Origin of the sequence: Streptomyces lacaronensis, from assembly GCF_047337785.1 — a bacterium.
Lineage (GTDB): Bacteria > Actinomycetota > Actinomycetes > Streptomycetales > Streptomycetaceae > Streptomyces > Streptomyces lycopersici.
In genome coordinates this window covers 1,109,479-1,122,401 of sequence record NZ_JBLHDK010000003.1, presented here as the reverse complement: position 1 = coordinate 1,122,401, position 12,923 = coordinate 1,109,479, and the positions used below count along the sequence as shown (strand labels likewise).

Sequence of the window (12,923 nt, the reverse complement as noted above, 5' to 3'; positions counted from 1 at the left end):
TCCGCATCCGGGGGCTCGACCGGGTTCACCGGCGGGACGACTGAGATGTCCCTCGTCTACATCCTGGACGACGACGAGGAGCTGAGCGAATCGCTCGCCTGGCTCCTCGAGTCGGTCGGCATCCGCTCGGAGCGCTTCCACGACGCCCGGACCTTCCTGCGCTCCTACGACCGTGACCGGCCCGGCTGCCTGGTCCTCGACGTCCGCATGCCCGAGCTGAGCGGGTTTGACGTACAGCAGCTGCTGAACGAGACGGGCGAGCCGATGCCCGTCGTCTTCGTCTCCGCGCACGGCGACATCCGGATGTCCGTGCGCGCCCTGCAGAACGGCGCGGTCGACTTCCTCGAGAAGCCCTACGACCCCCAGCACATGCTGGACGTCGTACAGGCCGCGCGGCGCACCGCGCGGGAACGCTTCGAGCGGGTCGCCGTCCAGCGGGAACTGCGGGCCGGCCTGGACCGGCTGACCGCCCGTGAACGGGAGGTGCTCGCACTGTCCGTCGACGGCGTGCCCAACAAGCGCATCGCCACCCGGCTCGGCATCAGCGCCAAGACCGTCGATGTGCACCGCGCCCGGATCCGGGAGAAGACCGGCGCCGAGTCCATCGCGACCCTCGTGCACGACATTCTCCGGCTGGGGCTGCGGCCCCCGGCGGAGCGATGAGGGACACCGCCGTGGGCCGTCTTCCCTCCGCCGACTTCCGGACGTTGATGGAGGCCCTGAAGTACTGCGTTCTGCTGCATGACGCCCGGACGTACGAGATCCTCTGGGCCAACCGGGCGGCCTGCGAACTGCTCGGCTGGACCGTCGACGAGCTGAAGCCCCTCAAGGCGCCGGACATGAGCAAGAACGCCCGGCAGTACAGCCGTGAACTCGGGCATCGCTGGCTCGGGCACGCGGCGCGGCACGGCATCAGCGCCACCGAGTGGTGCTATCGCTCCCGGAGCGGCGAGGAGATCCTCACCGAGGCGACCGCCGTCCGTGTCGCCCTGCCGACACGGACGGTGGTGATGGTCCAGTTCCGGGACATCGCCGAGGAGAAGGCGGTCCGGCGCGATCTGTCCCGCGCCGAGGAGGAGCACCGCCGCGACACCCAGCGCCTGAACCATCTGGCCCGCAACAACGCCATGGGCGACATGGCGATGGCGATCGCGCACGAGGTGAGCCAGCCGCTCGCGGCCGCGTACAACTTCGTGGAAGGGGCGCGCGGCCGGCTCGGACGCGGCCACGACGCCGTGGCCTGGGGGCTGGACAACGCCGTCCGGCAGATCGAGCGGGCCCGGCGGATCCTCGGCAGCCTGCGCGGGTATGTCGGCCGCCTGGAGCAGTCCGAGCAGCTGACCGACCTCAACGCGATCGTGCGTGACTGCGCGTACTTCATCGAGCTGAGGGCCCGGGAGCACGCGGTGGCCGTCGAGTACGACCTCACCGGCGAGCCGCTGCCGGTGCTCTGCGAGAACGTACTCATCGGGCAGGTCGTGATGAATCTCGCCTTCAACGCGGTGGACGAGATGGCCGGCTGGCCGGAGGCGGAACGAGAGGTGCGGGTCACCACCCGGCGAGGCGGGGACGGATCCGCCGTGCTGGAGGTCCGGGACCAGGGGAACGGGCCGCCGCCCGGGGACCGGATCTTCGAGGGTGTCTTCACCTCCAAGGAGAACGGCAGCGGCATCGGTCTCGCCCTCAGCCAACGCATCATCACCCGTCACGGCGGCCGGATCGAGACCGCAGCGAACCAGCCGCGCGGCGCGGTCTTCCGTTTCACGCTGCCCATGGCCTCTCCCGGCCGGTAGCCGATGCTCCTGCGTAGGGGAAATCCCCTACGCGATGAATCCGACGCCCAATTGAGGCCCATGAGCGGCCGCGCCTAGCGTGATGACAAGGCGGGCGGGAGAACCGCCCGGCAATGCGAGGGGATTCGCTCATGACGCAGACGCTGGATGCCGCCAAGGCGGCGGCCGCAGGGCGGTCGGCCTCCGGAGCGGCCTTCGACCGGGTGCTGGAGATGGTCGAACGGCGGCGTGCCGAATTCGACGAGAAGAGGCATGTGCCGCGGGATGTGATCGAGGAATTCAAGAACGCGGGAATCTACCGGGCGAGCACACCGAAGAAATACGGCGGAGACGCGCTGCCGCCCGCCGAATTCCTCCGGCTCATCGAACGGATCGCGGTCGTCGACGGTTCGGCAGGCTGGGTCGCCAGCTTCGGCTCGTCCCTGATCTACCTGGCCGCGCTTCCGCCGCGGACCCAGGCCGAGCTGTACGCCGACGGGCCCGATCTGGTCTTCGCCGGCGGACTGTTCCCGGTGCGGCCCGCCGAGCGGGTTCCGGGTGGCCACCGGGTCTCCGGCCGCTGGAAGTTCGCCAGCGGCTGCCTGGGCGCGGATGTGCTCGGCGTGGGCATCAAGGGCGGGGAGACCAAGGGCGGCCGTCCGCTCACCGCCGTCCTGCGGCCCGAGCAGGTGGAGATCGTCGAGAACTGGAACGTCATCGGGATGCGCGGCACCGGAAGCCACGATCTGGTGGTGGACGGGGCCGTCGTCCCCGACGAGTGGACGTTCGTCCGCGGCGGCGAGCCCACCGTGGACGAACCGCTCTACCGCTACCCGCCCGTCCCCTACGCCGCCCAGGTGCTGGCCGTCGTCGGCCTCGGGGTGGCGCGGGCCGCTCTCGACCACGTCATCGCCCAGGGCGGACGCGCGAGCTACACGGGCGCCCCGGTCCCCGCCGAGCGCGCCACCTATCGCATCGCGGTCGGCCAGGCCGAGGCCCAACTCCGTTCCGCGCGGGCCTACTTCTACGAAACCACCGAGGAGGTGTGGGCCACCGTGACGGCGGGGGACGCGGCGAGCGCCCGACAGACCAGCTCGCTGCGGCTGGCCTCCGCCCACCTCGCGAAGGTCTCCTTCGAGGTCGTCCGAGCCGCCTACCAGCTCGGTGGCATCGCCGCCATCGCGGACGGCAATCCCATGGAGCGCTATCTGCGCGATGCCTCGGTCGTCCCGCAGCACGCCTTCCTCCAGGAGGGCATGTACGACGGCGCGGGCGCGGTCCTCATGGGCGTTCAGCCCTTCCCCGGCTACCTCTGACCCGGCCACTTCCGAAAGGCAGGAATCCGCCATGTCCGCCACCACTGACGCACCGCTGCGCGTGCTGTTCTGTATCGGCGTCAACCAGAACTTCTTCGACCTGCCCACGGGCCGGAACAAGATCGTCTGGGATGGCTTCACATCCATGCTCGGGCAGCTGTACGAACTGCCCGGAGTGACCGTCCTGGGCACCATCGACGACGACCAGCACATGGTCGGCCCCTCCCACTCCTGGCCCTGGACCTGCTACGTCCTCGCCGACGTCGCCGACCAGCCGGCTGTCGCCGCCGCCTGCGACCTCTTCCGCACCGTCCAGGTCGGCGAGCACGGCCTGTGGCGCTATATGAAGATCGAGGCGCGCGTCGGCCGTCCGCTGCCCGAGCCGGAGGCCACCCGATGACCGTGGAGACCCGCCGCGTCGCCCTCGTCACCGGGGCCGCCCGCGGCCTGGGCGCGTGCATCGCCCGGCGGCTGCACGACCAGGGCTACCGCGTCGCCCTCACCGACCTGGACGAGGAGGGCGCGGTGAAGGCCGCGGCGGACCTCGACCCGGAGGGTCGCGCCACCGTCGGGCTGGCCCTGGACGTGCGCGACAAGAGCGCCTTCGCGGCCGTCCGCGATCAGCTCGTCGACCGCTGGGGCACCGTCCATGTGCTCGTCAACAACGCCGGACTGGCCAAGGCCGAGTCGCTGATGGACATCAGCCCCGACAGCTTCGGCGAGATCGTGTCGGCCAACCTCGACGGCACCTTCTTCGGCTGCCAGGTCTTCGGCGCCTACTTCGCCGAACAGGGTTACGGGCGCATCGTCAACATCGCCTCTCTCGCCGGCCAGAACGGCGGTACGGCGACCGGTGCGCACTATGCGGCGGCGAAGGGGGGAGTGGCCACCCTGACCAAGGTCTTCGCCCGCGAACTCGCGCCGCACGGGGTGACGGTGAACGCCATCTCCCCGGGCCCCCAGGATCTGCCGGCGGTCCGTGACATCGTTCCGCCGGACGAGCTCGCCGCCATCGAACGGTCCATCCCGGTAAGGCGGTTGGGGCGTCCGGAGTTCATCGCCGACATGGCCGTGCTGTTCTCCGCCGACCACGCGGACGCGGTCACCGGCGCGTGCTGGGACGCCAACGGCGGCCTGTACATGCGCTGACGTTCCCCCAGAGCACCGCGCCCACGTGAGCGAATCCGAACCGAGGCAGCAGAGGAGGGGCCCGCCGTGACCCCCGACCCGTCCCAGTTCCGGGAGGCGATGGCACATCTCCCGGCAGCCGTCAATATCCTGACCACCAACGGCCCGAACGGCCGCTGTGGCATCACCGTCAGCGCGGTCTGCTCCGTGACCGACGATCCGCCGACCGTTCTGGTCTGCGTCAACCGTGGCAGCGCCATGCACGATGTGTTCCGGGCCAACGGAAGGGTCTGCGTCAATGTGCTCGGCGGCGCCCAGCAGGAACTGGCCCTGCACTTCGCCGGGGCCACGAAGGTGCCGATGGCCGAGCGCTTCACCTGGGACGTCTGGGACCGCGCCCACGATATGCCGGTCCTCAAGGACGCCCTGGTGAGCGTCATCGGCACGATCACGGACGCCGTCCCCATGGGCTCCCACAGCGTGCTGTTCGTCGACATCGAGCAGATCCGCACCCGCTCGGGCGGGCAGAGCCTCGTCTACTTCAACCGAGCGTTCCACCGCCTGGACGCCACACCCCTGGTACCCGGATGAGAACGTCATCGAGTCCTGGTACGCATCTCCAGCACCACCTTTCCCCACGGGTGGCCGGACTCGACCGCGCGGAGGGCGGTCGGGGCCTCGGCAAAGGGGAACACCTCCCGGACGTGGGGGTCGAGCCGGCCGTCCCGGACCCGGCGGGCGAGTTCGGCGAGGGTCTCCGCCCTGTTGCCACGGGACAGCTGCCGGGCACCGAAGCGGGCCGCGGTCTCGGGGGCGGCGACCGTGAGGACCCGGCAGCCCGGCGACATCAGACCGGAGACCGTGTCCAGGGCGTCGCCGCCCACCAGGTCCAGTACGGCGTCGGCAGCCTTCGGGAGCGCGGCGGCCAGCCGGTCCGCGGTGTCGTCACTGTCGTACGGAACGGCGGTGGCGCCCAGGGACGACACGAACTCCCGCTTCGCACCGGACGCGGTGCCGACCACCGACACCCCCTCGGACGCGGCGAGTTGAACCGCCGCCACCCCGACCCCGCCTCCGGCGCCCAGGATCAGCAGGGTCTCCCCGGCGGTCACCTCGAGTCCGCGCACGGAGTCGTACGCGGTTCCCGCCGCCACCGGGAGGGCCGCCGCGTCGGTGTACGACAGCCCCTCCGGCTTGACGATCGTGGAGCCGGCGGTCAGGACGGCGTGGTGGGCGTAGCCGCCACAGCCACGCGCACTGCTGCCGAACACCGCGTCACCCACGGCGAACCCCTCGGCCCCGGGGCCGAGGGCCACCACCACCCCGGCCGCCTCGCGCCCGAACACCGCCGGGAGGCCGAGCGGCAGGAACGACCGGTGCATCCCCTCGCGCACCTTCCAGTCGACCGGGTTGACACCCGCCGCACGCACCTCGATCAGCAGTTCCCCCGGTCCGGGGGAGGGGAGTGGAAGGTCCAGGAAGCGCTCCACCTCCGGGCCGCCGTACGCCGTGAATCCGTATGCGTTGTCCATGCTCGTCATTCTGCCGCCCCGGCCATGAGGCTCCGACGCCGCTCACGGCGTTCCCGCTGGCGCTCCGGATCCGGTACGGGGGCGGCGAGCATGAGCCGTCGCGTATAGGGGTCCCGCGGGTCGCCGGTCACGGCCGTCGCCTCGCCCGACTCCACGATCCGGCCACGGTGCATCACGGCCACGCGATGACTGACACACCGCACCACCGACAGATCGTGGGTGATGAACAGATAGGCGACACCCGTGCGCTCCTGGATCTCCACGAACAGCTCCAGCACCCGCGCCTGGGTGGACAGGTCCAGCGCGCTGACCGGTTCATCGCACACGATCAGCCGTGGCTCGCGGCACAGGGCCCGCGCGATCGCCACGCGCTGGCGCTGACCCCCGGAGAACTCCCGTGGCAGCCGGTGTGCGGCGTCGGCCGGCAGGCGCACCTGGTCGAGCAGTCCGCGGACCCGCTCCTCGGCGGAGGCGCGGGCGGTGCCAGAGACCAGCAGGGGCTCGGTGAGGATGTCGCCCACCGTCATCGCCGGGTTCAGCGAGGTGTAGGGGTCCTGGAAGACGACCTGGATCTCGGCGCTGAGCGCGCGCCGCTCCCGTGCGCTCAGCCGTGAGATCACCCGGTCCGCATAGCGGATCTCGCCCTCGGCCACCGGGGCGAGCCCCAGCACCGCGCGCCCGAGCGTCGTCTTGCCCGAGCCGGATTCGCCGACCAGCCCCACGGTCTCGCCGGGCCGGATGTCCAGGGAGACTTCGTGCAGGGCCCGGAACGGCTGGGCGCGCCGCCCCCTGGCGGCGTACTCCACGACCAGCCTGTCGACTTCCAGCACATGGGCCGGGGTGGTGTTCATACCTTCTCCTGGAGGGACGTGCCGGTCGCCGGGACCTGCCGGAGTGGGGTGCGGGGCGGGGTGTCCTCCAGCGTCGAGTCCAGCAGCATGCGGGTGTACTCGTGGCGCGGTTCGGCGAACAGCCGCTCGGCCGGAGCCGTTTCGACGACCTGGCCGGTCCGCATGACGGCCACCCGGTCGCAGATGTCCGCGACCACGCCGAAGTTGTGTGTCACCAGGATGAGACCCATCCGCCGCTCCTGCTGCAACTCCCGCAGCAGATCGAGTACGTCCGCCTGGACGGTGACGTCCAGCGCCGTGGTGGGCTCGTCCGCGATCAGCAGGTCGGGGTCGCAGGACACGGCGCCCGCGATGAGGACCCGCTGGGCCATGCCACCGGAGATCTGGTGCGGATAGGCGTGGTAGACGCGCTCCGGCTCGGCGATGCCGACCCGCTCCAGCAGGGCCAGGGCCTTCTCCCGCGCCTCCCGTGCCGTCAGTTTCAGATGCCGCCGCATCGGGTCGACGAGCTGGGTGCCGATGCGGAAGGCCGGGTCGAGGTTGGACATCGGCTCCTGGGGGACGTAGGCGATGCGGCAGCCGCGCAGCGCGTTCCGCTCCTTGCGCCCGAGCCCCCGCAGATCGCGGCCGTCGAAGCAGAGCCGGTCGGCCTCGCTCCGGCCTTCCGGGGGCAGCAGTCCGAGGATCGCGAACGCCGTCTGGCTCTTGCCCGAGCCCGACTCGCCGACCAGACCGACCACTTCACCACGGCGTACGGTGAGCGACACCCCGTCCACCACGGTGCGCTCGCCGTCCCGGGCGGGGTAGGTCACCCGCAGGTTCTCGACCGCGAGGAGGCTGTCGTCCCCGCCCTCCGGGAGCGCGCCGGGCCGTGCCGCCCTGGGGCGTCCGGGCCGCCGCGCCGCCGGGGCGCCCGTCTCCAGGAGCGCGTCCCGCAGGGCGTTGGCCAGCAGACCGAGCGCCGCCACGGTGATCACGATCGCCAGGCCCGGGGCCACCAGCAGGGAGGGCTTGGTGTACAGGTTGGCGAACGCGTCGTTGAGCATCGCGCCCCAGCTGGCCTGCCCGGCCGACCCGAGGCCGAGGAACTCGATGCCCGCCTGGATGACCACGGCCACGCCGAACATCTGCGCCGACTGGACGATGGTGGGCGCCTGCACCACCGGCAGGATGTGCCGGCGCACGATACGGGTGTCGCCCAGTCCGGAGACCCGGGCGGCGTCGACGTACAGTTCCTCGCGGACCGAGGTGACCGAGGCCCGCACGAGGCGGAAGACGCCGGGAGCGAGGATGATGCCGAGGACCGCCATCGTCGCGTTGGTGTCGGGGCCGATCGCTGCGATGGACACCAGCAGGACCATGATGGCGGGCGCCGCCATGACGAGGCTCGCCAGCCAGCTGATGACGGCGTCGAGCCGGCCCCGGTAGTAGCCGGCGAGCAACCCGGTCGGCACACCGATCAGCAGGGCGACCGCCACGGCGATGAACCCGCCGAGCAGGCTGACCCGGCCGCCGTACAGCAGCCGCGCGAGCACGTCCCGTCCGACGCTGTCGGCGCCGAGGGGATGGCCGCCGCCGGGTGGGGCGAAGGCGTCGGCCAGGGTGGCGCGGGTGGGACTGGCCGAGGTGAGCAGGGGCGCGCAGACACTGGCCGCCACGATGAGGGCCAGCAGGACCAGGCACACCACCGCCATCGGATGGCGGAGCAGACGGCCCAGCGGATGGCGGCGTCTGCGGGTGGTGCCCGGCGTGGAATCCGGGGTGCCGGGGGTATCGCGGGTCGCGGAATGCGTCATCGGACACGCACCTTCGGGTTGAGCCAGCCGTAGGCGAGGTCCACCAGCAGATTGACCGCCACGACGATGAGGACGAGGTAGACCACGACGCCCATGACGAGGGGCGTGTCGCCGTTGACGGTCGCTGTCACCGCGGCGGAGCCCACTCCGGGGAGTCCGAAGACCTTCTCGATGACGACGGCGCCGCCGACCAGGGAGATGAACTGGAGGGAGAGCACGGTCAGCGCCGGGGGCGCCGCGTTGCGCAGCACATGCCGGAAGAGCACCCTCCGCTCGCTCAGCCCCCGGCTGCGCAGCGTGCGCACGAAGTCCTCGCGCAGTACGTCGATGACCGACCCGCGCACCTGCTGGGCGGTGGCGGCGATGGCGCCGATGGCGAGTGAGACGGCGGGGAGGGTGATGGACCGGAGCCAGTCGGAGGGGGAGGAGGCGAGCGGCACATATCCGGTGGCGGGGAGCCAGCCCAGCTGGACGGCGAGGGTGGCGGAGAGCATCAGCGCCATCAGGAAGCTCGGCACCGCGTACCCGGCGATGGCGATCGCCTGGACCACCCGGTCGAGCCATCCGCGCCGTACGGCGGCGGCGATGCCGAGCACCGCGCTGAGGACGGTGGCCAGCAGAAGCCCGCTGACCACGATGGACAGGGACACCGGTGCCTTGAGCACCAGGCTTTCGGAGACGGAGTCACCGCCGAACCAGGAGGTCCCGAAGTCGCCCCGGACCGCGTGGGCCAGCCACTGTCCGTACTGGCTGATCCATGGCCGGTCCAGGCCCAACTCATGTCTCTTGGCGGCGATTTGCTCCGGTGTCGCCATCGTGCCGGCGATGGTGCGCGCGGCGTCGGCCCCGGTGAGGCTCATCATCGCGTACGCCGCAGTCGCGAGCACATAGAGGAGCACCAGACCGGCCGTCACACGGCGTACGAGAAAGGTCAGCATCGCGTTCGTTCCTTCCGCGTCAGCCGGCGGGGGCCATGTTCGAGATCGGTACCGCGGAGACGAAGGCCCGGGGCGTCACCTTGATCTTCTTGGAGTTGCCCTGGACGGCGTCCAGCACATCCCAGGGCGCGTTGAAGGCGTTTTTCTGGAGGTAGGAGTTGATCTCGCGGAACGCCGCGGTCTGCGCCGCGCCCCGGGCCTTCTGCGCCTTGTCGATCATGCGGTTGAGCTTCGGGTCGAAGTCCTTGGCGGGATTCCAGGCGGCGCCCTTGGTCAGCTCGGACTGGATGAAGTCCCAGGGCTGGCCGGACTGGAGCTTGAACCATGACATCGGGTACTCGCCGGACTGGAGAGCCGTGAACAGGCGGGTGAACGGAATCTTGTCCACCTTGACCTTGATGCCGATGTCCTCCAGCGCCTGGACCATGACGACCTGCTGGCTCGGCGCGACGGAGGAGACGTCGGGCATGGTGACGGTGAAGCCGTGCGGATACCCCGCCTCGGCGAGCAGCTTCCTGGCCTTGGCCGGGTCGTAGGCATAGTTGCTCTCGAGGGACTTCTCGTACCAGGCGCTGCCCGCGGTCGCCAGCTGCGAGGTGGCCGTGGCATAGCCGAGGTTGAGCTTCTCGACGATGGTCTTCCGGTCGAAGGCGTGGTTCAGGGCCTGGCGCACCTTCACCTTGCCCAGGGCGGGCACGGTCCTGCCGGTGCGATCCCAGATGTAGAGGCCTTCGACGCTGTCGGCGTGCGCCCGCACCTCGAGGCCGCGGCCCTTGGCGTACTGGGCGGTCTGCGGGGTGATACGGGCCCAGTCGACCTGCCCGCTGAGCAGGGCGTTCAGACGGGCGGTGGGATCGCTGATGTTCTTGATGACGATCTTGTCGAAGGGGTACGCCTTCGGGTTCCAGTAGTCCGGGTTGCGGGTGAAGGCGTAGGTGCTGCCGTTCGTCGTGGCGGCCTTGTCCAGGACGTAGGGGCCCGAGCCGACCGGACCGCCCTTCGCCGTCAGGTCCCTGGGACTGGCGATCATGCCCGAGGGGTCGCCGAGGTTCGCCACGAGCTGGGGGTCGGGTGCCGACAGATGGAGGGCCACGGTCCGGGGGTTCACGACCTCGACCGAGTCGATGGCGCGCAGTTTTCCGGCGGCCTCGTTGGTGCCCTGCTTGGTGTGGAGCAGGCTCTTCTTCACGGCGGTCGCGTCGAGCGCGGTGCCGTCGGTGAACCGCACGTCCTTTCTGAGCTTCATGGTCAGCGCGGTACGGTCGCGGTCATAGGACCACGAGGTGGCCAGGTTCGGGTGGGGACGGGCCTCGGGGTCCAGCCGGACCAGGGAGTCGAAGACGGGCTCGTAGTACTGGATGTTGTCGCCCAGGGCGGCGGAGGCCAGGTCCCAGCCGGTATGGGCGTTGCCGATGGACAGCGTCAGCGTGTCGTCTCCGGTGGCGGACGCCGTGGCGCCGGAGCGGCCGCACGCCGACACGGCCACGAGGGTGAGGGCCACCCCTGCCATGACCATTTTTCGCATGTCGTCCTTCTGCTCTCGGGTGCCGTGCTCAGCGCTGCTGCCGGGCCCACTCGCCGCAGAGCCGGACACTCTCCTCGGGGGTGGCCTGGGCGCCGCGGTCGACCTCGATCACCAGCCAGCCGTCGAACGTGGCGGGCAGCGCGGCGAGGGTGGCGGGGATGTCGACCGAGGCGTGGCCGGGCTCGGCCCACAGACCGGCCAGCACGGTCTGCTGGTAGGTCCATGCCCCGGCGCGGCCCCGCTCGGCGATGTCGGCGTGGAAGTCCTTGATGTGGAGGGCGGCGACCCGGTCGGCGTAGTCGCGGACGAGGCCGATGACATCGGCGCCGGCCCAGCCGAGGTGGCCGATGTCCGGGCCGAAGGAGAGGACGTCGGCGTCCACGCCGTCGAGGATGAAGCGGGTCTCCTCCTCGGTCTCCGCCCAGGTGCCGATGTGGGGGTGGAACGCGGCGGCGACACCGTTCGCCTTGGTGGTCTCGCCCATGCGGGCGAACACCTCGCGCACCCGCTCCAGCCGTTCGGGAGTCGCCTCCGCGCCCACAGCCGGGCGGTGCACACGGGGGGCCTGCTTGTTCATGCCGGTGGCCACGAAGACCGTGGGCAGCCCCAGTTCGGCCATCTGGGTGCTGACGCGGTCGGTCTTGTCGAGCAGTTCGCGCAGGCTGCTCTCGTCCTCCGGGAGGGGGCCCGAGATATAGCCCGGGGCGGGCGCCAGACCGTGTTCGTCGAGCAGTCGGCCGTACTCAGCGGCCGTCATCCCGGCGGGCACGTCCGCGTGTACGGCGGCGATGCCGGCCTCGTGGATGACCTTGAGGCGCTCGGGCAGCGGCGGCGCCAGAGCGGGGTCGATCCAGCCGTCGTCGGTGGCGATCCACTGGAGGGGGTTGATCGCGATCCGGTCGTGGCGAATGGTCATGAGGGTCCTTTCCCTGAGGGCGGGGTGGGATGGGCGGGTGTCAGACGGTGAAGAGGGGCTGGGGGCGCTCGCAGGAACTGTTCAATGTCACGGACCGGCCCTGCTGGGCGGAGCCCTCCAATGCGCAGAGCCCTTCGAGCACGTGGAAGGCGAAGGCGGCGTTGGCCCGGTGCGGGCCGCCCTCGACGGCGTTCGCGAGGTCGCGGACACCGAGCCCGCGGCGGGCCTGCTCGCGGGTGCCGACGGCGCCGAAGAGTTCGAGGGCCGGTTCCAGGACCGTCCAGTCGCCGTCCCCGTGCCGCCGGAGCCGCACATCGCCGTCGAAGTGGTTCGGGTTGGCCAGCGAGAGGGTGCCCTCGCTGCCGTAGATCTCCAGGTACGGCAGGTCGCTGTCCCAGACATCGAAACTCATCTGGGTGGTGGCGATGACACCGGAGGCGAAGGTGAGCACCGCACCGGTGTGGGTGGGGATGGTGACCTCGACGGTGTCCACGGTCCGTTCCGGTGCGGTGACGGTGCGCTCGGGCACGCCTATGCGGGCGGCCGCCGAGACAGTGGAGACGGGGCCGAGGCAGTTGACGAGGACGGCCAGGTAGTACGGACCCATGTCCATCACCGGGCCGCCTCCCGGCTGGAACAGGAAAGCCGGGTTCGGGTGCCAGGTCTCGGCCTTGCTGTGCCCGATGAAGGCGGAGGCGCCGATGGGCGTTCCGATCAGACCCGAGTCGATCGCCTTGCGTGCCGTCTGGGCGGCGCTGCCGAGGAAGGTGTCCGGCGCGGATCCGAGGACACGCCCGGTGCGGGAGGCCGCCGCGAGGACCGCTTCGCCGTCCGTGACCGTGGTGGCCAGCGGCTTCTCGACGTAGACGTGTTTGCCCGCTTCCAGGGCCGTGATGATCGTACGGGCGTGGTGGACCGGCGGCGTCAGGTTGATCACGATGTCCACCGAGTCGTCGGCGTACAGCTGGCGGTCGTCACCCCAGGCCGGGATGGAGTGGTCGGCGGCCGCCTGCTTCGCCCGTGCCACGTCGATGTCGGCCACCCGCACGATCTCCAGCTCCGGGTAGCGGGCGAGACCGGTGACATACCGGTCGAATATGTTGCCGCTGCCCAGGATGCCGATGCGATGGGTCTGTTTGGCCATGGAGG

At 70.8% G+C, this 12,923-nt stretch carries 13 protein-coding genes; 6 read left to right on the top strand and 7 right to left on the bottom strand.

Annotated features, from left to right (window positions below; translation table 11 throughout):
- Positions 1–45: 45 nt before the first annotated feature.
- From ACMTAK_RS05830 to ACMTAK_RS05805, 6 genes are all read left to right on the top strand, one after another.
- Positions 46–663, top strand: a complete 618-nt coding sequence (locus tag ACMTAK_RS05830; protein WP_413805160.1) for a response regulator transcription factor — start codon at positions 46–48, stop codon at positions 661–663.
- Positions 660–1,793, top strand: coding sequence for a sensor histidine kinase (locus ACMTAK_RS05825; protein WP_413805159.1), 1,134 nt, complete (start codon positions 660–662; stop codon positions 1,791–1,793). Before ACMTAK_RS05830 ends, ACMTAK_RS05825 begins: the two co-directional genes overlap by 4 nt.
- 131 nt (positions 1,794–1,924) lie before the next feature.
- The gene (locus ACMTAK_RS05820) at positions 1,925–3,088 is read left to right on the top strand and encodes an acyl-CoA dehydrogenase family protein (RefSeq protein ID WP_413805158.1); all 1,164 of its coding nucleotides are present in this window, start codon (positions 1,925–1,927) and stop codon (positions 3,086–3,088) included.
- A gap of 31 nt (positions 3,089–3,119) precedes the next feature.
- Positions 3,120–3,488, top strand: coding sequence for a hypothetical protein (locus tag ACMTAK_RS05815; protein ID WP_413805157.1), 369 nt, complete (start codon positions 3,120–3,122; stop codon positions 3,486–3,488).
- A complete protein-coding gene (locus ACMTAK_RS05810; protein ID WP_413805156.1) occupies positions 3,485–4,237 on the top strand; it encodes an SDR family NAD(P)-dependent oxidoreductase in 753 nt (250 codons plus the stop codon). The genes ACMTAK_RS05815 and ACMTAK_RS05810 overlap by 4 nt, the downstream gene beginning before the upstream one ends.
- Before the next feature lie 66 nt (positions 4,238–4,303).
- Positions 4,304–4,807 (top strand): flavin reductase, encoded by a 504-nt coding sequence (locus ACMTAK_RS05805; protein ID WP_413805155.1) that lies wholly within the window; start codon positions 4,304–4,306, stop codon positions 4,805–4,807.
- A gap of 5 nt (positions 4,808–4,812) precedes the next feature.
- Here ACMTAK_RS05805 and ACMTAK_RS05800 read toward each other — a convergent pair whose 3' ends face one another.
- From ACMTAK_RS05800 to ACMTAK_RS05770, 7 genes are read right to left on the bottom strand one after another with little or no spacing between them, the layout of a single operon-like run.
- Positions 4,813–5,748, bottom strand: coding sequence for an NADP-dependent oxidoreductase (locus ACMTAK_RS05800; protein ID WP_413805154.1), 936 nt, complete (start codon positions 5,746–5,748; stop codon positions 4,813–4,815).
- Positions 5,749–5,753: 5 nt separating this feature from the next.
- Positions 5,754–6,599: an ABC transporter ATP-binding protein gene (locus ACMTAK_RS05795; protein ID WP_413805153.1), complete on the bottom strand. Its 846-nt coding sequence runs from the start codon at positions 6,597–6,599 to the stop codon at positions 5,754–5,756.
- Complete coding sequence (locus tag ACMTAK_RS05790) at positions 6,596–8,395, bottom strand: dipeptide/oligopeptide/nickel ABC transporter permease/ATP-binding protein (protein ID WP_413805152.1); 1,800 nt, start codon at positions 8,393–8,395, stop codon at positions 6,596–6,598. The genes ACMTAK_RS05795 and ACMTAK_RS05790 overlap by 4 nt, the downstream gene beginning before the upstream one ends.
- Complete coding sequence (locus ACMTAK_RS05785) at positions 8,392–9,333, bottom strand: ABC transporter permease (protein WP_413805151.1); 942 nt, start codon at positions 9,331–9,333, stop codon at positions 8,392–8,394. The genes ACMTAK_RS05790 and ACMTAK_RS05785 overlap by 4 nt, the downstream gene beginning before the upstream one ends.
- Before the next feature lie 19 nt (positions 9,334–9,352).
- The gene (locus ACMTAK_RS05780; protein WP_413805150.1) at positions 9,353–10,858 is read right to left on the bottom strand and encodes an ABC transporter substrate-binding protein; all 1,506 of its coding nucleotides are present in this window, start codon (positions 10,856–10,858) and stop codon (positions 9,353–9,355) included.
- Between the two features lie 28 nt (positions 10,859–10,886).
- Positions 10,887–11,774: a sugar phosphate isomerase/epimerase family protein gene (locus ACMTAK_RS05775; RefSeq protein WP_413805149.1), complete on the bottom strand. Its 888-nt coding sequence runs from the start codon at positions 11,772–11,774 to the stop codon at positions 10,887–10,889.
- A 40-nt stretch (positions 11,775–11,814) separates the two neighbouring features.
- On the bottom strand, positions 11,815–12,918 hold the full coding sequence (locus ACMTAK_RS05770) for a Gfo/Idh/MocA family protein (protein WP_413805148.1): 1,104 nt from the start codon (positions 12,916–12,918) through the stop codon (positions 11,815–11,817).
- Positions 12,919–12,923 lie beyond the last annotated feature (5 nt).

Coding starts and splice junctions, on each gene's coding strand:
- ACMTAK_RS05830 (WP_413805160.1), top strand. CDS start 46: ATGTCCCTCGTCTACATCCTGGACGACGACGAGGAGCTGAGCGAATCG.
- ACMTAK_RS05825 (WP_413805159.1), top strand. CDS start 660: ATGAGGGACACCGCCGTGGGCCGTCTTCCCTCCGCCGACTTCCGGACG.
- ACMTAK_RS05820 (WP_413805158.1), top strand. CDS start 1,925: ATGACGCAGACGCTGGATGCCGCCAAGGCGGCGGCCGCAGGGCGGTCG.
- ACMTAK_RS05815 (WP_413805157.1), top strand. CDS start 3,120: ATGTCCGCCACCACTGACGCACCGCTGCGCGTGCTGTTCTGTATCGGC.
- ACMTAK_RS05810 (WP_413805156.1), top strand. CDS start 3,485: ATGACCGTGGAGACCCGCCGCGTCGCCCTCGTCACCGGGGCCGCCCGC.
- ACMTAK_RS05800 (WP_413805154.1), bottom strand. CDS start 5,748: ATGGACAACGCATACGGATTCACGGCGTACGGCGGCCCGGAGGTGGAG.
- ACMTAK_RS05795 (WP_413805153.1), bottom strand. CDS start 6,599: ATGAACACCACCCCGGCCCATGTGCTGGAAGTCGACAGGCTGGTCGTG.
- ACMTAK_RS05790 (WP_413805152.1), bottom strand. CDS start 8,395: ATGACGCATTCCGCGACCCGCGATACCCCCGGCACCCCGGATTCCACG.
- ACMTAK_RS05785 (WP_413805151.1), bottom strand. CDS start 9,333: ATGCTGACCTTTCTCGTACGCCGTGTGACGGCCGGTCTGGTGCTCCTC.
- ACMTAK_RS05780 (WP_413805150.1), bottom strand. CDS start 10,858: ATGCGAAAAATGGTCATGGCAGGGGTGGCCCTCACCCTCGTGGCCGTG.
- ACMTAK_RS05775 (WP_413805149.1), bottom strand. CDS start 11,774: ATGACCATTCGCCACGACCGGATCGCGATCAACCCCCTCCAGTGGATC.
- ACMTAK_RS05770 (WP_413805148.1), bottom strand. CDS start 12,918: ATGGCCAAACAGACCCATCGCATCGGCATCCTGGGCAGCGGCAACATA.